Genomic DNA, 25,613 nt, shown 5'->3' on the forward strand with positions numbered 1-25,613 from the left:
ACAGATTAACAAACATCCGTAAAAACTATTTGAATCAGACCATATCTGAGATCGTAAATCGAAAGCCAAGATTTATTTGTATTGAAGATCTGAATGTCAGTGGAATGATGAAAAATAGACATTTATCCAAAGCAGTACAGGAACAAGGATTTTTTGGGTTTAGAAAACAGCTTGAATACAAATGCAATGATAAAGGGATCCAGCTTATTATGGCTGAACGGTTTTATCCATCATCAAAGCTTTGCAGCTGCTGTGGAAACATCAAAAAAGATTTGAAGTTATCTGACAGGGTTTATAGATGTGAATGTGGGAATATGATTGACAGAGATTTCCAGGCATCTATAAATCTTAAGGCCTATGGAGAACGATTTGCAAGCTAACACTGAAACGTTAATGCAAATATGTACGGATACGTTAGTTCGGAATTTACGCCTATGGAGAGTACAAGAACTTGTGAGTAGATAGATATTTATATCATCAAAAGCATACTCGTTGAAGTAGGAATGAAACATGGGAGTTTATAACTTTTTATAAGTTTTCAGTAACGGAAACCAATAATGACATCACTTAGTACTTTATGTTATATAGAAAAAGATGGGCAATATCTAATGCTTCACCGTACAGTGAAGAAAAATGATGTGAATAAGGATAAATGGATCGGTGTGGGCGGACATTTTGAAGCAGATGAAAGTCCGGAAGAGTGTGTGCTTCGTGAAGTGAAAGAGGAGACAGGATATACGTTGACTTCTTATCGGTTCCGTGGGATTGTGACATTTGTATCCGGAAATGGTGTGACAGAGTATATGCATCTGTTTACTGCTGATGAATTCGAAGGAAAATCCATAGCATGCGATGAAGGTGAACTGGAATGGGTGAAAAAAGAGGACGTGTTGAAACTAAATATCTGGGAAGGCGACCGGATATTTTTACGGCTTCTTGCAGATGAAGAGCCATTCTTCTCACTGAAGCTTGTCTATGATGGTCATGATACACTGGTGTCAGCAGTGTTGAATGGAAAGCCAATGGAGCTTTTTTGAGTCAGACATTCGCGAGCTGAAAGAAGAAGTGGAAGCGGTGCGCTGGATGGATTACGAGGAGTGCAGGCAGAAAGTTCATGACGGCACGATGCCGAACTGTATTTACGAAGATGAATTTCGAATGGTCGGGAAATACCTTGACAGAGTAAGTGTCGGCCGTTAAGATGAAGTCAGAGAAAATATAGTACAGACAGGCTGCACAAAGATGCAGTTATAAAAAATGAATCTGTGCAGATAATGAATAGATGAAAGGAAGGTAAGCATATATGGCAGTTGTACATGTAACAGGAGATACATTTGAACAAGAAGTATTGAAAGCAGAAGGAAAGGTACTGGTTGATTTCTGGGCCGGCTGGTGCGGACCATGTCAGATGCTGGGACCGGTTATTGAAGAAGTGGCAGTAGAAGTAGATGACGTAAAGATTTGCAAAGTGGACGTAGACCAGTGCATGGATCTTGCAAGACAGTATAAGGTTGTGTCCATTCCGATGCTTGTTGTATTTGAAAACGGAGAAGTGACAGGAAAGCAGCTTGGACTGATCAGTAAAGAAGAAGTATTACATTTAATTGGGAAATAAAAAGGAAACGGGTATACAAATGACAAGAACGGGAATTGTAAATGGAAGATTTCAGGTGCTTCACCTGAAACATATGGAGTATATTCTTGCAGCAAAGATGCACTGCGACAAATTATATATTGGAATCACGAATCCGGATGGAGCTCACACGCGGGATACGGTGCATGATGAGAACAGAGGAACGAAAGCAGGGAATCCATTGACCTATTTTGAGCGGTGTGAAATGATCCGTGGTGCAATGGAAGAATTTAATGTGCCTGCGAAAGAGTATGATTTTATTCCATTCCCGATCAGCATGCCGGAGTATATCACACAGTATACACCAAAAGAAGCAGTATACTATGTAGGAATGTTTGATGCCTGGGATGAGGAAAAGTACAAGATTTTACGAAGCCTTGACCTGGATGTGAATATTCTTTGGAGAAAAACGGAAGAAGAGAAAGGAATTACTGGATCAAAAATACGAGAGCTTATCGCCACAGATCAGGAGTGGAAACAGTTTGTTCCCAAAAGTGTGTATCATTATCTGACAGAAAATGAACTGGACAAGCGTGTAAAGCGTCTGGAACTTATGAGGATTGAAGAAAAAAAGGTCATTGAACAGATGAACATTGCAGAGGCAGTGGAACGTCTCGAAATGATGGAATCCCAGGATATGGATTAAAGGAATAGACAAAAAGTATGGCTGATAACAATTGAGAGAGATTTTTGTTATCAACCATACTTTTCTTTTAAAACATTTTTAAATTCAAGATGAAATCTAACGAATCACTGTTCCGGTCTTTCCTTCCAGCGCCTCGTTTAATTTATCGTAAGAAGTGATGAGTGCACTTCTGCCTTCTCTGCCTGCTACAAAGTTTACGGAAGCATTGAATTTCGGGAGCATGTTGTAAACTCCAAAATGTCCTTCTTCCATATATTTTTTAGCCTGATCGACTGTAATTTCGCCAAGGTCTTTTTCATCGGCACGTCCCATATGGATCTTAACTTTCTCAACACTTGTCAGAATGATCAACATATCAGCATCTGTCTCTTCTGCCATCTTACCGGCAGTCAGATCTTTTTCAATAACAGCGCTGGCTCCTTTAAGATGATTGTCCTGCTCAAGTACCGGAATTCCCCCACCGCCACATGCGATAACAACCTGATCTGCATCTAACAGGGCTTTGATCGCATCAATCTCGACAATGCTGACTGGATTCGGTGCAGATACGATTCGACGGAATCCCTTTCCCGGCTCTTCCACGATATAATTTCCCTTTTTCCGCTCCAGATTAGCTTCTTCTGCATTCAGATAACGGCCGAGAACTTTGGTTGGTGTATAGAATGCCTCATCATAAGGATCCACAACAACACTGGTAAGAATGGTACTGACTGTGCGGAAAATCCCACGGTCTAAAAGCTCTTCGCGAATGCTGTTCTGGAGATCATAACCGATATATCCCTGACTCATAGCTGAACAGATACACATAGGTGCTGCTGTATAATCTTCATGCTGCTTTGCAAACTCATTCAATGCGGTATGTATCATTCCGACCTGAGGTGCATTACTGTGTGTAATAGCTACTTGATATCCGTTCTGGATGAGATCGGCAATTACTTTCGCTGATTTTTTCACTGCCTCTAACTGTTCCGGCAATGTTGTTCCAAGTGCCCGGTGTCCCAGAGCGACAACAACTCGTTTCTTCATAGTATAGCCTCCTGCTAAAAGTATTCTACCTTTAATCATACATGAGTGGGTTAAAATTGGCAAGATTTTAAGTGATTCTTGAAGAAAAAACAATGCATAAATCCATGAAGGACCTCGACATTCTTACTGCATATATTATATTAGCTGGGAGATGGCTCCCACCTCTATAGGTGGTGAGAAACAAGCTGGTATCAGTGGTGGGAGTCAATCCCCCAGCTGATATAGCCTCCGGCAGGATTGCAGAGGTGCGCAGTAGAAGTATGTCATGCAATTGCATGACGCGCACCTCGCAGCAAGAATGCCGAGGCATTCTTGAATAAAAATATATGTGGAGGATGAATATGCGCCTGAACGATTTTCAAGGAAAAGAAGTCATCAACGCCTGTGACGGTAAAAAATTAGGCTACATTGTAGATTTTGTCTTTGACGAAAAATGTGGACAGATCGAAGCAATCATTATTCCAAAGACATCAAAGTTCTGTAACTTCTTCTGTGACGGCTCCGAATATATCATTCCTTACAAATGCATTTGCAAAATCGGACCAGATGTCATACTGGTAGAAATGCATGAGAAAAAATAAGAAAAATTTAAGAAAAAGTCCGGGAAATGGGAGTAATAGTGGTTTGACTTCTCGTACGCCACAAGATATACTAATAAGGAAAGATTAGGAAAAGGAGCGCGAAAGAATATGAAATGTCCATATTGTGGAAATCCTGACACAAAAGTAATTGATTCCAGACCTGCAGAGGACGGAAGCTCCATTCGAAGAAGACGTGCCTGCGATATATGTGGGAAGCGTTTTACAACTTATGAAAAGATAGAGACAATCCCTCTTATAATTATAAAAAAAGATAACAACAGAGAACAGTACAGCCGTCAGAAGATTGAAAACGGAATTATCCGGGCATGCTACAAGCGTCCGGTGCCGACAGAGAAGATCCAGCAGGCGGTGAACAATATAGAGACAAAGGTATTCAGTCTGGAAGAAAAGGAAATTCCGAGCAGTGTGGTCGGCGAACTTGTCATGGACGAACTGAAAGACCTGGATGAAGTAGCATATGTGAGATTTGCATCTGTATACCGTGAATTTAAAGATGTGAATACTTTTATGGACGAGCTAAAGAAGATATTAGATAAGGAAGAAAAATGAGAACATACAAATTAACAATTTCTTATGATGGCACCCGCTATCAGGGGTGGCAGAGACAGGCGACGACAGATAATACAATTCAGCATATATTAGAGTGGAGCATTGGAAAACTGGTCGGATACAGAGTCCGTGTAGATGGCTCCGGGAGAACTGACGCAGGGGTTCACGCACGTGGACAGGTTGCAAGCGTACAGCTCTCCAAGCTTTACGATGTAAAGGAATTGAAGGATTCCATTAACAGATATTTACCGGAAGATATCCGGATCATGAAAGTGGAACTGATGAAAAATGGGTTCCATGCGAGAAAAAGTGCAAAAGGCAAGAAGTACGAATATTATATTGACTGCAGAGAAAAACCAGATGTATTTTCCAGAAGATATTGCTATCATTATCCACATAAGCTGGATATCGAAGCAATGCGCGAGGCAGCAGATTATATGATCGGACCGAAGAATTTTACAAGCTTTACGGATGACAGTGAGAATAAGGATCCAGTCCGCAGGGTTACCAACATTAAAATTGTAAGTAATGGAGAAAAGCTCCGTATTACTTATTATGGAACCGGGTTTATGTATCATATGGTCCGGATTATGACAGGCACACTTCTGGAGGTCGGAACAGGAGAGCGTGAAGCCTCTATGATTCCGGTCGTCATTGCAGCAGAAGACAGAAGCCTGGCAGGATTTCTGGCACCGGCAAGGGGTCTGTTTTTAAGAAAAGTGTATTACTAATGCCGTTACTGTCAATTTTGAAAATGGAAAAAAATAGAAGACAAGAACACAGGAGACTAAAATGAAATTTATATCATGGAATGTAAATGGTATCCGTGCATGTGCCGGAAAAGGATTTATGGATTTTTTTCAGGAGACGGACGCAGACATTTTCTGCATTCAGGAGACGAAGATGCAGGAAGGACAGCTTGAACTGGACACACCGGGATATCATCAGTACTGGAATTATGCGAAGAAAAAAGGTTATTCGGGGACAGCAATATTTACCAAGCAGGAACCAATCAGCGTAAGCTACGGACTTGGAATCGAGGAGCACGACCAGGAAGGGCGTGTGATCACATTGGAGTTTGAAGATTTTTACTTTATTACCGTGTATACACCAAACTCCCAGAGCGAGCTTGCAAGACTGGATTATCGTATGAAATGGGAGGAAGATTTTCTTACATACTTGAAAAAGCTGGAAGAGACAAAGCCGGTTATTTTCTGCGGTGATCTGAATGTAGCGCACACAGAGATTGATCTGAAGAATCCAAAGACGAATCGGAAAAATGCCGGATTTACCGATGAAGAGCGTCAGAAATTCACAGAGCTTCTGAATGCCGGATTTGTAGATACATTCCGGTATTTTTATCCGGAGCAGACAGGTATCTACTCCTGGTGGTCTTACAGATTTAGTGCAAGAGCCAAGAATGCAGGTTGGAGAATTGACTATTTCTGTGTATCCGAGAGTCTGAAAGACAGACTGGAAGACGCGAAGATACTGACAGATATTATGGGATCAGATCATTGCCCGGTGGAATTGGATATAAAGTAACTTTAAATTTTAAAATGCGGTTTTGGATTTTAACTATCAAAATCGCATTTTCTCTTGAAATATAGGGATTTTGTGGGTATAATAATGTCATTAAAAAGAGGTTGAAAAATCCAATGGTGGAACAAGCTTATTGGTTTTTTGCACCTCTTTTTTCGATATCAGGAATAAAATTTCCAATATCAGATGCTTCCGGAAGAATGTATAAAAGCATCTTTCCAATGGATTTCTAAGAAAAAAACAGGAAAAAATAACAGAAACAACACATGAAAAGAGAGGATGACAGACATGAAATTTAAAGAGATTAATCCATCACCACGTACACTTATGACACCGGGACCAGTTGAAGCAGATCCTCGCGTACTTCGCGCAATGGGCGCACACATTCTCGGACAGTTCGATCCGGAATTTACAGCACTTATGAATGAGACAATGGAGATGGAGCGCTATGTGTTCCAGACACAAAATAAAATGACATATCTTGTAGATACCACATCAAGAGGAGGTCTTGAGACAGTTCTGACAGGAGCAATCTGTCCGGGAGACAAAGTTTTGATTCCTGCATTCGGACGTTTTGGATATCTGCTTGCAGAGATTCTGGAGAGATGTGGAGCAGATATCACACTTCTTGAGAGAGAATGGGGAACTGTATTCGAGCCGGAAGAGATTGAAGAGGCATTAAAGAAAGACAGCTACAAAGCCGTTGCATTTATCCACGGTGAGACTTCTACATCTATGATGCAGCCATTGAAAGAGATTGGTGAAATCTGTGAGAAATATGGTGCACTTCTGATTGTAGATGCAGTTGCAACACTTGGCGGAGCAGAGGTACACGTTGACGACTGGAAGTTATCCGCATGTATCTCCGGTACACAGAAATGTATTTCAGCACCTTCAGGTTCTGCACTGATCACATACAATGAGCAGATTGAAGAGATTGTTAAGAAGAGAAAGAAAGTAGAGAAAGGAATCCGTACAGCAGATGATGTAAATGGTTCACTTGCAGGAATCCCAAGCAACTATCTGGATCTTGCACAGCTTGAGGATTACTGGAGTCCAAGACGTCTGAACCATCATACAGAGGCTACAAGTATGCAGTATGCAGTACATGAAGCACTCCGCTGTATCGTGGACGAGACTCTGGAAGCAAGATGGGCAAGACACAGCCTTAATGACAAGGCTCTGTGTGCTGGTCTGAATGCAATGGGTCTTAGCATTTTCGGAGATATCGAGCACAAGATGCCGGTTGTAACAGCAATCAATATTCCGGAAGGAGTAGACGGAAAGGTAATCCGTGGAACACTTCTCAACGAGTTCGGAATCGAAATTGCAACATCATTCGGACCACTGGACGGCAAGATTTTAAGAATTGGTAACATGGGATATTCAAGCCAGAAGAGAAATATTCTGATACTTCTTGGTGCTCTTGAAGCAGTTATGCTTCAGAATCATGTTAAGATTGCTACAGGCGAAGGTGTGGCAGCAGCTATGGAAGTATACAAAAATGCTGAGAAATAAATAATGATATTGAAAAATATATGACAGATAAATGCCTCTTGGTGAATTGATTGCCAGAGGCATTTTTAATTGCATGTGTAATAATAATTTAATATTTATTTATACTAAAAGTATAGATAATTAAAACATAACATGTTATAATGTGACATAAGGATTTACAGGAAAGGAGCAATACAATATGCCGTTATTGAAAGAGGACATTTACACAATAAAAGATATATATGCATTACCAGCCGGAGAACGTGCAGAACTGATTGAGGGAAAAATATATGACATGGCACCGCCGTCAGCAGCTCATCAAAGAATATTAATAGCATTAAGTACAGCAATATATAATTATATTGATAGTAATAAGGGCTCTTGCGGTGTATATTTAGCGCCGTTTGCTGTTTTTCTGAATGAAGATGACAAGAATTATGTAGAGCCGGATATATCTGTGATTTGCAATCCGGATAAGTTGGACGATAAAGGGTGCAATGGGGCACCGGACTGGGTGATTGAAATTGTATCGCCAAGCAGTCAGAGAATGGATTACATGATAAAGTTGTTTAAGTACCGTACCGCAGGGGTTAGGGAATATTGGATTGTAGATTCATTGAAAAATAGAATTACTGTATATAATTTTGAAGAAGATACCATGCAGGAGTACACATTTTCAGAAGATATACCTGCAGGAATATATCAAGGCAAGCTTACAATTAATTTATCAAATATTCAGAGATAAGTGTAGAATATATGATTTACTCCGGAACATATACTGTTATAAAGGCAGATGTTCCGGAGTTTTTTCGTAGGTTGAAAATAGTAATTATATATATAAAATATCTATATGCATATGATGATTATAGAGAAAAGCAATTTGAAAAAGCTGATTATGAGTGCTAAAATATTCAAAAATACAACAAAAAAGAAAGAGGAAAAAGTATTATGAAAAGAATGAAGAAATTTGCAGCTCTTCTTCTTGTAGTAGCCATGACATTTGGTATGGTTGCCTGCAGCAGTTCAGACAAAAAAGAAGAGTCTACAAAAAAAGAAACTAAGACAGAAGAAAAAAGTACCAAAAAGCTTGATGGTACTTTGAAAGTTGTTACAACTGGAGATGCTTATCAGCCATTATTTGATAAGTTTACTGAAGAAGTTGGACCTAAAGTAGAATTTATTTCTATGTCTTCCGGAGAGGTATTATCAAAATTGAAAGCAGAAGGTGGAACGCCAGCAGCAGACCTTTGGTTTGGTGGCGGAATTGACGCATTTATGGACGCAAAAGATAATAATCTTCTTGAAAAAGTAGATTTTGATGCGGCAGATGAACTTTCACCAGACTTTAAGGATAGTGATAATTACTGGTTCTCTAAAGGTGTTACTGTAGTAGGATTTATTGTAAACAATGATATTTTAAAAGAAAAAGGACTGGAAGCTCCGAAGACATGGGATGATCTCACAAAGGAAGAGTATCAGGGAGAGGTACTGATGTCTAATCTGGCTATCTCAGGAACAAACTATGCAGTAGTAAATGCACTTCTTCAGACAAAAGGACAGGACGAAGGTTGGAAGTATTTTGAAGCACTTAATAAGAATGTAGATTATTATTCAAAACGTGGTTCAGATCCAAGTACTAAGACGGCAGCAGGAGAAGTTGGTATTGGTATCACATATATCAATGGTACACTTGATGAGTTAAAAGAACAGGCAGATGTTGATGTTATCTATCCTGAAGATGGAATGCCATATGTCCCAGAAGGTGTTGCAGCATTTGCAAATGCAGAGAACACAGAGGCAGCAAAAGCATTTATCGAGTGGTTCTTCTCTGATGATGAGAACATGAAAATGATGGCTGGTATTGACAAGAATAATACATGCCTTCTTGTAAAACCAAGCTTGAAGGGACTGGAACTGAATTTTGACGAGAGCCAGCTTATGAAAGAGGATCTGTCATTATTTGGATCAGAAAGAACAGAAATTCTTGACAAGTGGAGTACTTTGATGGGAGATAAAGGTGAACAATAGAAAACCTATAAAAAAACGGGCATCATTATATGATGCCCATTTTTATAATATATTAGATTATTTTATATTGGCAATACTGGTAGCCGGAGTATTGATATTTATTCTTTATCCGCTTCTTTGTATGGTGAAGCAGAGCTTCGCAGGAACAGAAGGATTTTCAACGGAAGTTTATAAAAGTATTTTCAGTGATAATCTGGTGTTAGTAAAAAATAGTGTATTTGTCGGAAATTTATCAGCATTTTTTTCTACGATTGCAGGACTTCTTGTAGCAATTTGTGTGTGGGCAGCTGGAAAGAAAATGGGAAAAGTCCTGGAGACAATTTTATTGATTAGTATGGTCTCCCCGCCATTTATTGCATCGCTGGCATACATTCAATTATTTGGAAGAAATGGATTGATTACAAAAGGAATTTTAGGCTTGTCATTGAATCCATATGGCTGGCTTGGGGTTGTTGTTATGCAGACTCTATTTTTTGCTTCATTAAATGCACTTATGATTCTTGGAATGCTGAAGAAAATGGACATGTCATTGGTCAGGGCATCTTTTGATTTAGGAGCATCATCGGGCTACACTTTATGGAGAATAGTAGTACCGTTGTTGCGCCCAATACTTTTAAGTTGTTATTTGCTTTCCTTTATCCGCTCAATTGCTGATTTTGGAACTCCAGTAGTAATTGGAGGCCGCTTTGAAACAGTTTCAACAGAAATATATATGCAGGTCATTGGCTATTCTAGATTGGACAAAAGTGCTGCGCTTAATGTATTGCTTCTTGTTCCTACAATTATTGTATTTGTATTATACCGTTATTTGATGAAGAAAAATGAAAAAGTTATTGATGGAAATAGCAATAAGACGATTGAGGCTGGAAATACTTTCAGACTACGAGGTATGTCGGCAATTGTTGTATGGCTGGGAGCAGGTTTCTTTTTTGTTATGATGGCGCTGGAATATGGATCTATTTTCTTGAATAGTTTCAGTAGAAATCTGCGAGGCAAAATTACATTTACAACCATGTATTTAAAAGCATTGCTTGAACGAGATATGGACACTTTTGTACGAAGTGTGGAATATGCGTTGATTGTTGCAATAGTAGGAAGTGTGATTGGAATGTTGCTTTCTTACTATATTGAAAGAAGAAAAATAAAATTAGGAGGAGTGCTAGATTTTATTATTACATTACCATATATGCTTCCGGGAAGTTGCTTTGGAATTGGTTATATTCTTGCATTCAATCATAGTCCGTTAAAGTTTACCGGAACAGCAGCTATTGTTGTGTTAAATATGATTTATAAGCAGATGTCCATTACAACAAAGGCTTCGTTTTCTTCACTGCAACAAATCAGCATAGAACTTGATGCTGCAGCAAGAGATCTTGGGGCAAACAAATTTTTGGTGATGAAAGATGTAATTCTTCCTAATATGAAACAAGCTTTTGCAACAGGATTTATTAATAATTTTACAAGTGCAATGGTTACGGCAGGTGCTGTAATCTTTCTGGTGACACCAGGACAAAAGATTGCTGTATTTACATTATTTGACTGTATTAATACAGGGCGATATGGCGAAGCATCAATGATTGCAACATTTATTATTGCTATTACAATTACTGTAAATGTGATATTTTCAATACTTGTTGCTTGGAAAGGAAGAAGAAAACGTGTATTTAGAACTGAAAAATGTAAGTAAAAGTTTTGGTGAAAAAGAAGTAGTAAAAGATTTATCACTTTCGCTTCCTAAAGGAGAGCTGTTATGTTTGTTAGGAGCATCAGGTTGTGGAAAGACGACAACGCTTAAAATGATTAGTGGTTTCTTAAAGGCGGATAAGGGGCAGATTTTGATTGATGGACATGATATTACTGAACTAGATCCAGAAAAGCGCCCAGTATCAACTGTTTTCCAGTCATATGCATTATTTCCGCATATGACGGTTTTGGAAAATGTAATATATGGATTAAAATTTCAGGGAATTAAAAAAAAGAAAGCCAGAGAAATGGGGATGGAGTATTTGAAAATCGTGGATATGGAAGAATATGCAGGATTTTCAATTGGCGAAATATCTGGTGGACAACAGCAAAGAGTTGCATTAGTCAGATCGTTAATTACAAAGCCGAAGGTACTTCTTTTAGACGAGCCACTTAGTAATTTGGATGCGAAACTTCGAGTCAAGATGCGTGAAGAAATTCGGGAAATTCAAAAAAAGTATGAGATTACAATGGTTTTTGTAACCCATGACCAAGAAGAAGCAATGGTACTTGGTGACAAGATTGCTATTATGGATCAGGGTAAACTTGTCCAAATCGGAAGACCGGAAGAAGTGTATTTGCATCCACAAAATGATTTCGCAAGAGATTTCTTGGGAATATCGAATCAGTTTACCGATATGCGAGGAAACCATATATGTTGTAGACCAGAAGAACTCGAATTTGTGGATAATGGTACTGTAAAAGGAATTGTAAAGCAGGAAGAGTTTTTAGGATTTTACCGACAATATTGTGTTGAAACAGAAACCCATGAAACCATCATTGTAAGAACGGATAGAGGGGTAAAAAAGGAAGTAGGAAAAGAAATTCAGCTTCAAGTTAAATAGAAGATTAAAAAGGATATAATTTATCAAAAAATAAAGATTCTTATAGAAGAATATATGATTTACTCCGGAACATATACTGTTATAAAGGCAGATGTTCCGGAGTTTTTTATGAGAAAGTTAATAAAACTTGAGAAAATAAGTATCAATTGCAAGCGTATTCAAAAGAAATGGAATAAGAAATGGTTGACTCGTGGGATTTTTACATGTGTGGTTGCAGTAGCATTGATAGGTTCATGTAGGTACATATCAGGAATTGTCAAGGTTTCAAGCAATGTCAATGGGAAAGAACTTCCGATTTACTGTGTCCAGACTGATGAAAAGAAGGTTGCGCTCTCATTTGATGCGGCATGTGCTGGTTGTTGATTGCGCAAATATGGTATGTATTCCCCAGTATATATGGGGAGTAGAAATGTATTGAGATTAGATAGCCTTTTTCTCCAAGTCCTCACAGTAAACGCTTGAAAATAAATGTTCCAGCTCATTTCCGAAGTTGTATGAGATTTTAAGTTTGCGGTTTTCATAAACTGTTATCTGGTCTATCATTTCCACAATAATATCTCTGTCTAATTCTTCAATGTCTTTCAGTTCCAACAACCGCCTTAACCACGGTGTTTCAAAAACATCTTCTGTTACATTTTCTTTTTTCTTTTCTTCCAGCGTTTCAATCTGTTTGGAGTAAAGCTTTTCTTTTTGTTGATAGTCCTCTCGATAAGAAAGAAATTCTTCTTTAGAAATCAGTTCGTCTTTGTAATCTTCATAAATTGACTTTTTCAGCTTCTTCACTCTTTCAAGCTCTGTTTTTAACTTTGTCAGTTCTATGTCGGTTGATTTTCTGATTTTTGTTGCTGTGAAAGATTGTGATTTTACAAGTTCCTGCAAATTCTCTACATTGCGGATAATCTGCTTTAAATCTCCCAGCACAATATCATTCAATACTTGAAACGGGAGCGTATGCGGAGTGCAATAATCTTTTCCACTTCTTTTGTAAGTTCCACAATAAAATGAATAGGACTTGCTTCCGTCAGCACGTCGCCAGAAATTTTTCATCATTGCCCGACCACAATCGCCACACTTGATAAAACCTGCAAAGATATTTTTATTTGTTTCCAAGTCAATATCCCTATGCTTTTTCGTCAGCAGTTTTTGTACCTTATCCCACAGTTGACGGTCTATAATCGGCTCATGTGTATTTTCAACCCTTATCCAGTTTTCTTTCTCAACTGGACGCTGTTTGCTTCTCATACGCTGATGTTTCTTTCCTTGTACCATATTTCCAATATAAAGCTCATTTTGTAACATCACTTTAATCGTGGAATACGTCCAATAAGAAGTTTTCTCTAAACGGTTGCAATTTTTGTAGTTTTCGCCGTTGAGCTTTTTATATTCCGACGGACAAAGGATACCCTCTGCATTTAGTATTTTGGCAATGCTTTGTTTTCCTACTCCTTGTGCATACATAGTAAACACTCTTTTTACAACTTCGGACGCATATTCATCAATTACAAGTTTATTTTTATTTGCAGGAGATTTCTTATAACCATAACTTGTGAAAGCTCCGATAAATTCTCCTGCTTTCTGCTTTGATTTTACAGTCGCTTGAACTTTATTAGAAATATCTCTGGCATACTGTTCGTTGAATATATTTTTAATAGGAAGTAACATATCGTATGCCTGCTTCATACTATCAATATTATCTGTTACAGAAATAAAACGAACATTAAGCTCTGGAAATATTCTTTCCAAATATCGCCCCGTATCAATGTAATCTCGTCCGAAACGGGAAAGGTCTTTTACAACAACGCAATTTACCTTGTTATCTTCAATATCAGCAATCATTCTATGAAAGTCTGGTCTATTGAAATTCGTTCCCGTAAAACCGTCGTCAATGTAAACATCATATAAGATAAAGTCATCATGCTTGTTCACATATTCTGTTAAAAGTTTTCTCTGATTTCCTACACTATCGCTTTCTTCCTTATCTCCGTCCTCTCGTGATAATCTGATATAAATAGCTACGTTAAATAAGTTTGACCCTTTTTGATAAATCATTTTTCTACCTATTCAACTGCCGTACCTATGATAATATTATACCATAAAGTACGGCTTCTTTCCATTGTTTTCAAAGGTTTTGCCCTCTTGATATGCCTTTTTTTACATGAGATTTCACGATACGGACAAGTAATTCTTCTACGGAAAATTTACCTAAAAATTCCCGTTCCACGATATATTGTGCAGGTTCTTTTTTAGCCAAGTTATCAACCCCCTTAACCAGCTATCTATTCTCAACATACGCACATAGGCTTATCCAATATGCGTATTTTTCACAATGTTATAGAAGCAGACAGACGGCTTTGGAAAGCTCCGTTAGTATCTCAACTATTCCCATTCTTGTGGGCAGAACCGCACCATGCGGACGTATCATTATTCTGTGAAGATAGGTCATGGCAAAACGACTTTTCCAACAGTCGCTCTCGGATCACTATACGGGTCGCTCGCTTTCTTTTGGAAAGGTCGTGGCGTACAGTCCCCGTGGCTCGCTATCTCACAAACGTATCCAGAAACAGGACTGTGGCGAAAGCGTGTTGCTTTCATGTATAAGCAGAGGCAGAGCAGGAAAGAGGGGATTGAACAAATCATGCTCTGCGGTTACTGCTTGTTATTTTTCGGTTTCTAAAGGAATATCAAAGTCCAAAATCATTTTGATAAGTGCTTCTCTGATACGTCCTTTTAATTCCATGTCTACGACTATGCAGACATTACCATATTTGTCGTAGAACGGACGCAAACAACATTTTGATATGTACGGGTCATACAATGCCAGTATCTTTTCAATCGAATTTACGTTGCCGTCCACAGCCGACGAGATAAGGTAAAATGACGGGCGTGTGTTATTCATCATTCATGTTCTCCTTTAATTTTTTCTTGATTTCTTCAAGTGAGTTCTTCCTACTGCGGAACGACGTTGAACGGTTAATCTTTAATTTTTTACCGATTTCTGTATCACTCATATCTAAGAAGAAATACATCAATAAGATTTCTCTGTCTTTTACAGGCAGATACTTAATTGCTTCTGCTAAATCATCATCAAGGACACGAACCTCAATACCACATACATCAAAGGCGGTATAATCGCTTTCGTATTCGTCCCAGACTGCCAGCTTTTCCACGACGATTTCCGGAAGTTCACAATAAGAAATTTCCTTATTTCTTCGCCGCTTTAATTCTTTGCGATAATTACGGACAATGCCTTTCACTACACGTTTGAGCTTGCAGTCAAATTGACATTGTATTGTCTTTTGGAAGTCCGACGGTTTCATATCATCACACCCCCTTTCCGCTATGACGTGAAAAGTGTTTATCCCTCTTTCCGCACCATATCTGTACAGCAAGGTGTGATTTGTTGCATGAATTTGAAAAAAAGTGAAAAAATTTTTTCGGGTACAAAAAAAAGCCCGCACAAAACATATAGTCTGTACGAGCTATTAAAGCTGTGAGATATTCAGTTGTTAATAAAATGCTGTTAGGTAGTGTATAAGTATATAAGATTATGTGGTGCTAGAATATAAATAGTACAAGTCAAAATGAGAATTCCTTATACAGTATTTCATGGTATGATGTATGTATGCACTGAAGGAGGATCTCATTATGGCAAAGCACTATGATAAACAATTTAAAATTGATGCGGTTCAATATTACCATGACCACAAGGAGTTGGGATTGATAGGTTGTGCTTCAAATCTTGGTATCAGTCACCAATCTCTGTCTCGTTGGCAGAAAGAACTTCGAGAAACAGGCGATATTGAAAGCCGTGGCTCTGGTAATTATGCTTCTGATGAGGCAAAAGAAATCGCACGGTTAAAACGCGAATTACGGGATGCACAAGATGCACTTGATGTATTAAAAAAAGCCATCAACATTCTGGGAAAATGACAGAAGCCATTTATCTCGAAGTTGCTGAGAAGGCAGAAAACGCCCACAAGGCTCGACGCCAGGTTTCTGTCTCCGGAATGTTGAAATATCTTGGCGTTTCCCGTTCTGGCTATCATGCGTGGATGAAACGTGTTCCTTCGAACACAGCCAAACGTCGTGAAGCTGTGAAAGCTCGCATTAAGGATATTTATGATGAATCCAAACAGAATTATGGTGCTCCGAAAATCACCAGGAAGTTACGTGAATCAGGAGAAATCATTTCTGAGCGAACAGTTGGTAAATATATGAAACAACTGGGTATTAAAGCCCAGTGGATCAAACCATGGACAATCACCACAAAAGATTCTGACTTCAGTAGTAAATTACAAAATATCCTTGATGAGCAATTCAATCCAGAACGTCCGAACGCCGTTTGGTGTTCTGATATTACCTATATTTGGACAATAGACGGATTTGTCTATTTGACCAGCATTATGGATTTATATTCCAGGAAAATCATTGCGTGGACACTTTCAAAAAGTTTGGAAGTATCCTGCGTGATTGAAACTATAAATAAAGCAAAAGCAAGACGCAACATTGAAGAGCCTTTAATTTTGCATTCAGACCGTGGCAGCCAATATGTATCCAAAGAATACAGACGTGTTACCGCCGATATGCAATGCAGCTATTCTAAAAAGGCTTATCCATGGGATAATGCATGTATTGAATCGTTCCATTCTTTGATTAAGCGCGAATGGTTGAATCGTTTTAAAATTCGTGATTACGATCATGCATATCGACTGGTATTCGAATATTTGGAAGCATTTTATAATACAAAGCGAATTCATAGTCATTGCAATTACATGTCGCCGAATGAATACGAAGAACTGTATTATAAGTTCCAGCGGGACGAATTAACCTTAGTAAGTTAAGATGAGGAAAACCTCATTTTAACTTGTACTAAATCTTGACATAGGACCAATGCTTAAAACTTTCCATAATACAAGCCCCCTTACAGCACTTAATTTTTATTACACTTTTGTCTTTTTTGTAATCTTGTAAATATATTCTTCTGGCGTAGGGCGTTTATTTCCAAAATACTTTTTGAAATTTGCCTGCACCGCTGGGTCTGTACTGTTCATAGCTTCATCAATCGTCGCTTCAATATCCGCACGAACATCAGCCAATGATACACCGCCAGCTTTTGCACCAGCTTTCAATGCTTTTTTAATATCACGTTTTTTTAATCCTATCATAATAATCCTCTATATTCACTTTTCCTCGTCTACAAATTCAAATAATTCTTCGACAGTTACATGAAATACTTTGGCTATATCCATAGCTAGTTTTAATGACGGATTATATCTTCCACCCTCAAGATGTACAATAGTTTCTCGCCTTGCGGAAACAAGTTCAGCTAATTCATTTTGCTTTAGTCCTGCTTTTTCCCTATATTCTTTGATTTTTGTTTTTAACATAAGCAATTACATTCCTTTCTTGTCAATAACAGTAAAAATAATTGCTCTTATAATCGCCAATAATACAATGCCTCCAACAACAAAATATCCTGCAATAATTCCTGCAAAATCGGCAAACACGCAAGCAAGAGTAGCAATCGTCATTAGCACAAAGGCAACTTTTAAACAAATAGAGTCAGTTGTCTTTAAGTTTTCAAGACCAAACTCGTCAAATATGTCATTTTTCTTTGCGTAAGAGATTTGCCACAAAACAAGTCCGCCTGCAAGTACAAGGGTAGAAGCATGAATATATCTAAAAATAGGATTATACCCATCTACTGTACATAACCAGTAATAAATTAAAAGTAATACTGCTGGTGTGATTTTAAAAAACATCCATGCTCTTAAATTTGTTTCTTTTTTCTTAGTTTTCATAGTTAATACCTCCGTGTGAATTATTTCTAACTTTGATGTTATAAATATATCACTCAGCTAAACAGAAGTCAATAGAAAATGTGAAATATTTTTAACTTTCTTTTATCCCACAATCTTCCAGTTACTATCCTTATGTAGCACAAGCTCATACTGTGAAACTAAAGTTGCTTTTGTCTGATTATCAAGGAATTTCACAGCTACCTTGACTTTCACATTGTCCCCGTCCTTTGTAAAGATAGGGTTTACCAGTTCAGAATAAAGGTAGTCCCTGCCGATAGGTTCAAGGACATTTCCTGCCACATAGTAAGCAAGTTCCTTTTCCGTTGCGGTCGGGTAGAGCTTAAAGAATGTTTCCAGAAATGCGGTAGCGTCATTGAAGGTATCAGCGTCTACACTTGCGTCTGCTTCTGGTGTCTTTGGCTCATAATCTGATTTTTCGATTGCTGGTGCAAGGGTAGGGTTCTGAACGATTACCATATCCCCGTCAGCATCCACATGGACTTTTACCGTATAGGTTGCCTTGACATTGCTTATCTGTTCTCCCTCTTTTATCTGCTGATCTACTTCGTAGGTAGCAGAAAAAGTGTCCGTTCCCGATTGCTCAATATGCCATACAATCACATCTGTAACTGTGGAGCTGGTCGGTATATCCGTTCTGATTGTATCCACATTCAAGTCTTGCAATTCCTTTGTCAGATAACCGCTGATTGCTTGCGTCCTTGCTTCAATCGCTTCTTTGCTGTTATTCCATGTGTAATAAGACTTCGCAAAGTTCTTCACGAAATTTTCTATCCCGTTGGTGTCCTGCAAGCGAAGCTCAATGATTTCTTTTTCATGGGTGGTGTGCTGGTCGATAGCGGTAAAATTCTTATACACCCCGAAACTCACGCTTGCGATAAGCACCACCCACAACGCAATCACGGTTTTCTTATGTGTGCCTACCTTGACAGTACGCACCTTTTTTTCTTTGACATTTTCAGTCGATTTCTTATTCTTCTTAAACATATTTTTCAAGTCCTTTCTATTGTTTTACTCGTCCTGCACCGATTAAGTGCTGTTGCCAATAACTACTGCTTAGGTCTGCATATCCTATCGGGTCGCCTGCATGGTACATCTGGTTATTCCCTACATAAATTGCAACGTGCGTTACATAAGTACCAGCGTTATAGGTAGAATGGAAAAACACCAAGTCCCCCGCCTTTGCCTGCGAAAGTGGAAGATGTTGGGTAGCGTCATACTGGGCTTGTGCCGTTCTCGGTAAGGAGATACCAGCTTTTCCATAACACCATTGCGTCAGTCCCGAACAGTCAAAAGAAGTGTTGGGATTGCTACCGCCATACACATATTTCCAGCCTTGATATTTTAACGCTTCATTCATTACCTTTTGTGCCAGCTCTCCCGATACCTGCGGAACAGTCAAATACTGATTGACTAATTCGACGTAAAATTGATTGCCATACTGATACCGCCAACCCCCGTTCTTCGCAACGGCTATCGGGTTGGTGTAGGTTACTTTCTTTCCACCCGATTTTTCACGGGCGAAGCTCTCTGCAAGATTGTATGTATGTTTCTTTCCTTTTCCTGCCACATATCCCACATAGCCACCGCCATAGTTATAGGACTGTATCGCTACATTCAAATCGTCGATACCTTGATTTTTGCAGGAAGAAAGCAGGGACGCAAAATACTTACACCCCTGCTTGATTGAGCTTTCCGTATCTAAAGAGTTAGGCGGTAAACCAAGACTTTCTGAACTTTGCATGACATCTTCTGCCGTACCGCCACTTTCTACTTGAATGATAGCCAGTAGCACATTGACATACTCGGAGATACCGTTTTCTCTGGCGTATTTTTCCACCATAGGCTGATGTTTCAAGACTTCTGCGGATAAATTCATACCCGCAATGCCAGAAGAAAAGTTGCTGTTCTCGTCGTCGCTGTCCGCACTAATCAACACCCCAAAGAAAAGCACCAGAGAAAAGAGGATAGGAAACAGACTGCCGATAATAGCGATATGTTTCAGTTTCATTTTTTCTTCTGTCCTTTCTTCGTTACAAGACTACGGTTCTTTTCGGTATGTTCTGTTGTACGCTTTGATTGTTCAAAGGTCTGTGTCTTTGTAGTACGCTCTGCTTTGTAATTCTGGCGTGTTTCCTGCGATACCACTTTTTCTACATTCTGCCTATGTACTTGCTGTGCAGGCTGGGTCGCTTTTCTATCAGAAGCACCAGAAGATAACGGACGCTCTTTGATAACATTTGTCTTGACTGGCTCACTTATCTTTGAAGTGGTCGCTGTGGCAGGGCGTTTCACTTCCTGCATTTTTTCCACACTCGGCTTTGGAATGGTTGAAGCTGTGGCTGGTCGCTCATGGGGACGGGTAGCTCCCGTTGTCGCTGATCCGTCAGCCTTTCGCTGTGCCTGCCTTGCTTCTTGTGCCTTTTGAAGCTCCATACGCTTGTCAGCGATATTTTGTCTATGCTGTTCCTGCCTTTCCAAGCGTCCCGTCTGTCTGGACTGCTGTTCCTGCACCATGCCACGCTTGAAGTCGGACACGCTGGACTTTGCTTTTTCCTTTGCGGAATACACCGCATAAGCGGTCTGTGTCGGCATATCCTTGATGTTTTCTTTGACAGCGTTAGCCTTGTCCTTGACTTTATTTTTCGTATCTAAGACAGCACCGACCTTTGAGCCTGCACGCTGTCCCATGCTGGAAGTGGTATTGCCCCGATTTTCTTTAGAAGCCGTATTTTTTCTTTCTGCCCGTTTGCCAGCAACGGTACTTCCAACCACCGCACCAGCCACACCGCCCGAAATACCGCCAGCACTTACCGCCCTTGCAATACGGTGTTCCATACGCCTAGCTCTATGACGCATAAACAGATACGGTCTGCGGAATATGCGTCGTCCCATGCTCTGACTGTCGTTAGCATTAAGTGAGAACATACTCATTAAATCGCCCAGCTTCATATAAATACCAGCGAAACACACTATCTGCAAGAACGCCACCATGAAAAACGGGTAATCTGTGGAGATGTTATAAAACATACTGGAAATGCTGAACGCCACCGTTACAATGAGCGTTATTCCTGCCCGTGTCATTATGGTATTAAATACCCTCACGATTGCCTGCTTTGCCATGCTTTCATAGCTCGGTATCATGGAAAGTAGAAAGCTGATAGGTAAAAACATTGCAAAAATAATAAAAAGTATCTGGCTGAACAACATCATGCCCGTAAGCAAGAATACAAATATCGTGATACCTAAGTTGAAGAACAGCAGGAAGAACACCATACCTAAACGGTTTACCACCTGTGGTATCGTCAGATTGTTGTTGTCGTTGTCCTCGATTTCTGTTTTCACGACTTCCTCTCTGGTCTTTCCGTCCTCGTCCTCTGGGCTTGCCGATACGAGAGCTTCCACACGGTCTGTCCCGATTTCCTCTGCGTTGCTGTTCCCGAATTGCAGAAGTAGCCACGGCTGTTCCACTTGAATAGAAAATAGGCTGTCCCGTATCAAGTCCACGCTGTCCTTGCCCACGCTGTCAGAATTGGGGAGCATGATTTTTGTTCCCAAGTCAAGTGAAGCGGTACTGATGTCTGATGAAAATTCATTTATCTTCTTGATATAGTCGGGAGCGTAGGCAATAAAGGAAGCGGACAGCACGAACACCACCACAAAGTTGATAACAGCGTGAAGTGCCTTGCTGGTTTCCCGTTTTATCAGTCCCGTATAGGCTACATAAAGCCCCACCACCAAGATAATGAGAAGCAGGAAACCGACATAGAAGCCCGTAGAAGAAAAGCCGTTCTGTGTTACGCCTGCTAAGGTCTGTATGCTCTTTCCGATACTGTCTGCCATATCGTTAATAAAATCAAGTTTATAGGCTTCCTGCACCACATAACCCGTTGCATTGCTTAAATAAAGGCTTATCGTCCAGACAAAGTTGGTAATACAGTAAAGCCCGTACTGCACCGATTTTCCAATCCCGTCCAGCCAGTTCCACGGCAACCATGACCAGCTATTATCTACATAAAAATCAAGCTGGTAGTTAGACAGCGGATATTTTGAGTAAAGATTTTCTGCGTTTATGGTATCGTCCACAAGCCCCGTCGCATGAGCCACCGTCCCCAGAAGTGAAAGCAGGATAAGGGAGAGTGCCACGACAAACAGAGCCATTTTGAGAAAGTGGAAAATCTTCTTTTTTGTGAACGCACCTTTTATCCTTTCTTTCATCACTCCACCTCATTTCTCTGTACGGGCGGTCTGGTATCAAAGGCGTGTAGCAGTTCTTCAAAGACTGGGTGTATCTGCACCACACCGACACGCCCGTATAAGTCCTGCAATAAGCATTGTCCGTTCTCCAAATCACGCAAGCGTTTCTGGTTGTTCTCGTCGTCCTTGTCGATACCGAAAAATTCTAAGGTCTGCTTTATCTCGTTAATATCCGTGCTTCTAAAGGCAAACTTCAAACCGATATTGTTTTTCAGACTTTCCTTTGACACGTCCCCAGAGGATTGTGTAACAAAATATACGCCTGCCTGCATAGCCCGTCCAGCACGCACCAGCTTATTTGATAAGGTTTCTCCTTGTGCCACATTTAAAAACGCCCACGCTTCGTCTAAATCGACAATCTTAAAAATACTTCTGTTCGAATGGATAAAATCAAGGGCAAAGGTACTAATCACAATCAGCATAGACACAGACAACAATTCAATGGTCGTGTATTCCTCAAAGGTCGTGTCCTTATCTGGCAACACAAGGTCGGCTACTTGAATGATGTTGAGCTGATTATCCAGACTGATAGCATTTTCTACCGTACCGTCTGAAAACAGCAGGTGTGCAAAATCGTAGTCCGTGAAGCTGTCGATATGGTCTGCGATATTTCTTGATACTAGCGTATCTTCACGGCGTAGCTCGTCTATCACATGGAGCAAGCCCCGACTGTCGCTTTGGGTAACGGAGCGAACCGCTTTACGAAGTACGGGGAATTTTTCGCCGTCCCTAGAAGAAATACCCGTAAGGAATGTTAAGATGTCGATTGCCAGACTTTCAGCGTCTTTTTCATTCTTCATAATCACAAACGGGTCAAGAAGTCCTGCATTGTCCTTGTCGCTGGTAAGATTTACGATATTGATTTCATGGGCGATTTCTGGGAGCGTTTCTTTCCAGTTGCCACGCTCTGATTTTGGGTCTAAGATAACCGCTTGTCCCCCAAAGAGAACCGAATAATACACCAGAAGATTATTGCAGAACGACTTACCACCGCCAAGCGAACCGACAAAAGCAGAAGCTAAAGCGTTGGTAACTGTACCTTTTACACCCTGCGAAGCTAAAGACGGTTGCAGGTACACATTTCTTCCCGTATCAACGGAATATCCCATATAGATACCCGTAGTTTCTCCTAACTGCTGGGTCGCTCCAAAGCCCAGCCCAGCCAAGAAGTCTGATTTTACATACTGCACATAATCATTGATATATCGCTTGCTGGCTGGAAGAAATTCAGAATGAAGCCCCAGCATATCCCCAGCAGGACGCACCAGCTTTACATTGAGGTCGTCGTAAAAGTCTTTGACTTCATCACAACGGCGTTTTAATTCGTCCAAATCATCAGCCGATACACGCACTACATAAGAGAGCTTATACATACTTTCTTTGCTCTGGTCTAAGTCTGTTTCCAGCTCGTCCACGCTGTCTAATGCGTCCACCACATTTGAACTGGTTTCACTTCCAGCTTGATAAGCGTGATTGTCAAGGTCTTTCAATTCCTTTTTCTTATTTCTTACGGTGGTAAGTGCTTTTCGGTTCTCCACGATTTCTACATTCATAGAAGTATCAACGGGGAATGTGAATTGCTGTTGCTGAAAATAGAAGATTTCACTTGACGGAAAATCAAGCTCGCCTACAATCGCATTGACGGTAAAGTAGGACACATAGCTTTCCTTGTCCTCATGTTCCAAGCGTAAATACCTTTGGCTTTCCTCAATCACACATCTTGTCGGACGGATAAGGTCGTAGTATTTTATCTGCGTTTCTCTCCTCAATTTCTTCTTTGGTAACTGATACTCATAATCTTCATAAGCGACACCGTCCCTACCGTAAAGATGTTCTATGAGATACCCGAAGTCGTTTGTTTCCAAGCGTCGCACCTTAAAGCGACGGGAGATTTTATTTTCCAGTAACTTTTCCATTTTCATGTAACGGTTGATTTCATCATTCGGCATGGAAACAAAATCATTCATCAGCGTGTGGTTCACTTCATGGAGAAATTCCGTGAACGTCAGCCACGCCGATTTTTTGATGTTCTTCAGATTGAGCTGTTCTTCCGTAACCATGAGCTTAAAGCCAAGAAAAAAGCGGTAGTCCACTTGATTATCCCCAATCATAGATACTAACGCTTCGGTCTGTTCGTCTATCTTCTGGTAGGCAACTTCCTTTAATTTTCCCGTTACCAGTTTCTTTGACTGCTCCTGCATACTTCGTATTGAGCTTTCTGTGGCAATCTGCAACGCATGAATTTTACCCTCACGGGACTGTGCAATGAGCTGTCGAAAGCTGTCATGCACGATAAATTTCTGCTCTGCGGATAAGAAAGAATAGTTGTACGGTATCAGCTCATAATAGGCAAACACCTCATTGTCCTTGTTCCAGACAAGGTTATTGTCAATATATTTTATCGGGAACATAGTTCACACTCCTTACTGCCGTGATTGTTTCATTGAGTATCTGCTTATGCAGTTTTACGGCTTTTCCTGCATAAGTGATTTTCGGTCGCAGGGCATAGGTTATCTGTGATTTCAAAAAGCTGTACGGCTTCTTTCCGTCAAAGGTTTTCTGCGACATAAACCAAGTGAGAGCAACGGGAATACCGAAGTATTTGAGAAATGCTCCCTCAATCATGGAAAGTGGGGGAATATCCCCAAACAGAATGATGATAAATTCCGTAATCACAAACCATGTAATCTGTGTAAAAGTAACGGGAAAGGGTAAGTTAAAGTCATTGATTGCATACAAGACTTTTTCCACGTTCCAGATACCCGTATAAGATTTAATCTTTTTCAAGTTCTTTCAGCTCCTTTCGTAAGCTCTTCAAAGAGAAAAGGACAGCCATGTTTCAGACTGTCCCTTAAAAGAGAAATACGCTGTCAGTAGCAACCATGCTTGTCGCTGATCTTCCAGCGTTAATATGGTATCTCGCACATACCTCGGCTTGTTTCAATAAAGCAACCGCCCATATCCAAATCTCGCCCGTAGGCTTCATAGTCAATGTAGTTCTGTAAGCTGGGTGGAATGTCCCCAAGTGCCTGCAATTCGTCTATGTAGTAATAGGCAACGTCTGTCATAGTTTCACAGTCGGGATAATAATAAATGTCGTCCTTGTGTTCCACGACTTCTTCCAGCGTCCCGTAGTGACTGATAAATTCGTCCAGACATTCTACGATATAGTCGGGAAGTTCCTCTATCATTTCATACATAGAGTTCAGTTCTTCAATGGAAACATACTCGCCAATCGCAATGGGAAAGTTATCGGTATCATGGATTGCGTATTCCTCATACTGTTCATTCAAGCCGATTTTTTCTTTCACATCTTCCCCGTCAATAGGAAATGTGAACCAAGCACCAACTAAATAGCCCTCATTGTATTTGCCAAGATTAGCAATGTAAACCGCCATATCATCAATCATAAACACCACCTCATTT

At 40.0% G+C, this 25,613-nt stretch carries 31 protein-coding genes; 17 read left to right on the forward strand and 14 right to left on the reverse strand.

Translation table 11 applies throughout. The features are described 5' to 3' along the window. From G593_RS0109370 to G593_RS0109390, 5 genes are all read left to right on the forward strand, one after another. Positions 1 to 380: RNA-guided endonuclease InsQ/TnpB family protein (locus tag G593_RS0109370; protein ID WP_029731523.1), on the forward strand; the 380-nt coding region annotated here is incomplete at its 5' end. Between the two features lie 177 nt (positions 381 to 557). Then, positions 558 to 1,037 carry an NUDIX hydrolase gene (locus G593_RS0109375; RefSeq protein WP_005341014.1) on the forward strand — a complete coding sequence of 160 codons (480 nt, stop codon included), beginning with the start codon at positions 558 to 560 and terminating at the stop codon, positions 1,035 to 1,037. Then, positions 1,012 to 1,200 carry a hypothetical protein gene (locus G593_RS21265; protein WP_029731524.1) on the forward strand — a complete coding sequence of 63 codons (189 nt, stop codon included), beginning with the start codon at positions 1,012 to 1,014 and terminating at the stop codon, positions 1,198 to 1,200. Before G593_RS0109375 ends, G593_RS21265 begins: the two co-directional genes overlap by 26 nt. Positions 1,201 to 1,303: 103 nt before the next feature. Then, on the forward strand, positions 1,304 to 1,615 hold the full coding sequence (gene trxA, locus G593_RS0109385) for a thioredoxin (RefSeq protein WP_005341012.1): 312 nt from the start codon (positions 1,304 to 1,306) through the stop codon (positions 1,613 to 1,615). A 19-nt stretch (positions 1,616 to 1,634) separates the two neighbouring features. Beyond that, positions 1,635 to 2,279 carry an adenylyltransferase/cytidyltransferase family protein gene (locus tag G593_RS0109390; protein WP_029731526.1) on the forward strand — a complete coding sequence of 215 codons (645 nt, stop codon included), beginning with the start codon at positions 1,635 to 1,637 and terminating at the stop codon, positions 2,277 to 2,279. A 96-nt stretch (positions 2,280 to 2,375) separates the two neighbouring features. Here G593_RS0109390 and arcC read toward each other — a convergent pair whose 3' ends face one another. Next, positions 2,376 to 3,305 (reverse strand): carbamate kinase, encoded by a 930-nt coding sequence (gene arcC, locus G593_RS0109395; protein WP_029731527.1) that lies wholly within the window; start codon positions 3,303 to 3,305, stop codon positions 2,376 to 2,378. A gap of 341 nt (positions 3,306 to 3,646) precedes the next feature. On the opposite strand from arcC, the gene G593_RS0109400 reads away from it, so the two are divergent. The 10 genes from G593_RS0109400 (at position 3,647) to G593_RS0109455 (ending at position 12,474) form a co-directional block, all read left to right on the forward strand. Further along, positions 3,647 to 3,886 (forward strand): YlmC/YmxH family sporulation protein, encoded by a 240-nt coding sequence (locus G593_RS0109400; RefSeq protein WP_022278453.1) that lies wholly within the window; start codon positions 3,647 to 3,649, stop codon positions 3,884 to 3,886. A 108-nt stretch (positions 3,887 to 3,994) separates the two neighbouring features. After that, on the forward strand, positions 3,995 to 4,456 hold the full coding sequence (gene nrdR, locus G593_RS0109405) for a transcriptional regulator NrdR (protein ID WP_005330544.1): 462 nt from the start codon (positions 3,995 to 3,997) through the stop codon (positions 4,454 to 4,456). Continuing rightward, entirely contained in the window at positions 4,453 to 5,187 is a 735-nt protein-coding gene (gene truA, locus G593_RS0109410; RefSeq protein WP_005330545.1) for a tRNA pseudouridine(38-40) synthase TruA, read from the forward strand. The genes nrdR and truA overlap by 4 nt, the downstream gene beginning before the upstream one ends. A 61-nt stretch (positions 5,188 to 5,248) precedes the next feature. Then, complete coding sequence (locus G593_RS0109415; protein WP_005330547.1) at positions 5,249 to 6,001, forward strand: exodeoxyribonuclease III; 753 nt, start codon at positions 5,249 to 5,251, stop codon at positions 5,999 to 6,001. Between the two features lie 285 nt (positions 6,002 to 6,286). Beyond that, on the forward strand, positions 6,287 to 7,516 hold the full coding sequence (locus tag G593_RS0109425) for a pyridoxal-phosphate-dependent aminotransferase family protein (protein ID WP_005341008.1): 1,230 nt from the start codon (positions 6,287 to 6,289) through the stop codon (positions 7,514 to 7,516). Between the two features lie 178 nt (positions 7,517 to 7,694). After that, positions 7,695 to 8,240: a Uma2 family endonuclease gene (locus tag G593_RS0109430; protein ID WP_005341004.1), complete on the forward strand. Its 546-nt coding sequence runs from the start codon at positions 7,695 to 7,697 to the stop codon at positions 8,238 to 8,240. A 203-nt stretch (positions 8,241 to 8,443) separates the two neighbouring features. Continuing rightward, positions 8,444 to 9,523, forward strand: coding sequence for an ABC transporter substrate-binding protein (locus G593_RS0109440; RefSeq protein WP_029731529.1), 1,080 nt, complete (start codon positions 8,444 to 8,446; stop codon positions 9,521 to 9,523). After that, positions 9,513 to 11,210, forward strand: a complete 1,698-nt coding sequence (locus G593_RS0109445) for an ABC transporter permease (RefSeq protein WP_005341002.1) — start codon at positions 9,513 to 9,515, stop codon at positions 11,208 to 11,210. Before G593_RS0109440 ends, G593_RS0109445 begins: the two co-directional genes overlap by 11 nt. After that, a complete protein-coding gene (locus tag G593_RS0109450) occupies positions 11,182 to 12,111 on the forward strand; it encodes an ABC transporter ATP-binding protein (protein ID WP_005341001.1) in 930 nt (309 codons plus the stop codon). Before G593_RS0109445 ends, G593_RS0109450 begins: the two co-directional genes overlap by 29 nt. 108 nt (positions 12,112 to 12,219) lie before the next feature. Next, entirely contained in the window at positions 12,220 to 12,474 is a 255-nt protein-coding gene (locus G593_RS0109455; protein ID WP_330360829.1) for a hypothetical protein, read from the forward strand. Positions 12,475 to 12,531: 57 nt separating this feature from the next. On the opposite strand, the gene G593_RS0109460 is transcribed toward G593_RS0109455, so the two are convergent. The 4 genes from G593_RS0109460 to G593_RS0109480 form a co-directional block, all read right to left on the reverse strand. Beyond that, positions 12,532 to 14,160, reverse strand: coding sequence for a recombinase family protein (locus tag G593_RS0109460; RefSeq protein ID WP_029731531.1), 1,629 nt, complete (start codon positions 14,158 to 14,160; stop codon positions 12,532 to 12,534). A gap of 70 nt (positions 14,161 to 14,230) precedes the next feature. Continuing rightward, positions 14,231 to 14,362: a hypothetical protein gene (locus G593_RS21120; RefSeq protein WP_255348526.1), complete on the reverse strand. Its 132-nt coding sequence runs from the start codon at positions 14,360 to 14,362 to the stop codon at positions 14,231 to 14,233. Positions 14,363 to 14,767: 405 nt separating this feature from the next. Further along, a complete protein-coding gene (locus G593_RS0109475; protein WP_029731532.1) occupies positions 14,768 to 15,007 on the reverse strand; it encodes a helix-turn-helix domain-containing protein in 240 nt (79 codons plus the stop codon). Then, entirely contained in the window at positions 15,000 to 15,428 is a 429-nt protein-coding gene (locus G593_RS0109480) for an RNA polymerase sigma factor (RefSeq protein WP_029731533.1), read from the reverse strand. The genes G593_RS0109475 and G593_RS0109480 overlap by 8 nt, the downstream gene beginning before the upstream one ends. A 328-nt stretch (positions 15,429 to 15,756) precedes the next feature. Here G593_RS0109480 and G593_RS0109485 point away from each other — a divergent pair, with 328 nt between their 5' ends. After that, positions 15,757 to 16,041: a transposase gene (locus G593_RS0109485; RefSeq protein WP_029731534.1), complete on the forward strand. Its 285-nt coding sequence runs from the start codon at positions 15,757 to 15,759 to the stop codon at positions 16,039 to 16,041. Then, positions 16,038 to 16,952 carry an IS3 family transposase gene (locus G593_RS0109490; protein WP_029731535.1) on the forward strand — a complete coding sequence of 305 codons (915 nt, stop codon included), beginning with the start codon at positions 16,038 to 16,040 and terminating at the stop codon, positions 16,950 to 16,952. Before G593_RS0109485 ends, G593_RS0109490 begins: the two co-directional genes overlap by 4 nt. Before the next feature lie 99 nt (positions 16,953 to 17,051). Here G593_RS0109490 and G593_RS0109495 read toward each other — a convergent pair whose 3' ends face one another. The 9 genes from G593_RS0109495 to G593_RS0109535 all read right to left on the reverse strand — a co-directional run bounded on the left by G593_RS0109495 (position 17,052) and on the right by G593_RS0109535 (position 25,597). Continuing rightward, the gene (locus tag G593_RS0109495) at positions 17,052 to 17,276 is read right to left on the reverse strand and encodes a hypothetical protein (RefSeq protein WP_029731536.1); all 225 of its coding nucleotides are present in this window, start codon (positions 17,274 to 17,276) and stop codon (positions 17,052 to 17,054) included. A 15-nt stretch (positions 17,277 to 17,291) separates the two neighbouring features. Further along, the gene (locus tag G593_RS0109500; RefSeq protein WP_029731537.1) at positions 17,292 to 17,498 is read right to left on the reverse strand and encodes a helix-turn-helix transcriptional regulator; all 207 of its coding nucleotides are present in this window, start codon (positions 17,496 to 17,498) and stop codon (positions 17,292 to 17,294) included. A 6-nt stretch (positions 17,499 to 17,504) separates the two neighbouring features. Then, a complete protein-coding gene (locus G593_RS0109505; RefSeq protein ID WP_029731538.1) occupies positions 17,505 to 17,912 on the reverse strand; it encodes a hypothetical protein in 408 nt (135 codons plus the stop codon). Between the two features lie 102 nt (positions 17,913 to 18,014). Next, on the reverse strand, positions 18,015 to 18,917 hold the full coding sequence (locus G593_RS0109510; protein WP_029731539.1) for a conjugal transfer protein: 903 nt from the start codon (positions 18,915 to 18,917) through the stop codon (positions 18,015 to 18,017). A 16-nt stretch (positions 18,918 to 18,933) separates the two neighbouring features. Further along, positions 18,934 to 19,941: a C40 family peptidase gene (locus tag G593_RS0109515; RefSeq protein ID WP_029731540.1), complete on the reverse strand. Its 1,008-nt coding sequence runs from the start codon at positions 19,939 to 19,941 to the stop codon at positions 18,934 to 18,936. Continuing rightward, complete coding sequence (locus G593_RS0109520; RefSeq protein ID WP_029731542.1) at positions 19,938 to 22,148, reverse strand: CD3337/EF1877 family mobilome membrane protein; 2,211 nt, start codon at positions 22,146 to 22,148, stop codon at positions 19,938 to 19,940. The genes G593_RS0109515 and G593_RS0109520 overlap by 4 nt, the downstream gene beginning before the upstream one ends. After that, a complete protein-coding gene (locus G593_RS0109525; protein ID WP_029731543.1) occupies positions 22,148 to 24,598 on the reverse strand; it encodes an ATP-binding protein in 2,451 nt (816 codons plus the stop codon). Before G593_RS0109525 ends, G593_RS0109520 begins: the two co-directional genes overlap by 1 nt. Then, positions 24,576 to 24,974, reverse strand: coding sequence for a conjugal transfer protein (locus G593_RS0109530; RefSeq protein ID WP_003061368.1), 399 nt, complete (start codon positions 24,972 to 24,974; stop codon positions 24,576 to 24,578). The genes G593_RS0109525 and G593_RS0109530 overlap by 23 nt, the downstream gene beginning before the upstream one ends. A gap of 119 nt (positions 24,975 to 25,093) precedes the next feature. After that, positions 25,094 to 25,597, reverse strand: a complete 504-nt coding sequence (locus tag G593_RS0109535; protein WP_029731544.1) for an antirestriction protein ArdA — start codon at positions 25,595 to 25,597, stop codon at positions 25,094 to 25,096. Between the last annotated feature and the right edge of the window lie 16 nt (positions 25,598 to 25,613).

Origin of the sequence: Dorea sp. AGR2135, from assembly GCF_000420885.1 — a bacterium.
GTDB classification, from domain to species: Bacteria; Bacillota; Clostridia; order Lachnospirales; family Lachnospiraceae; genus Dorea; species Dorea formicigenerans.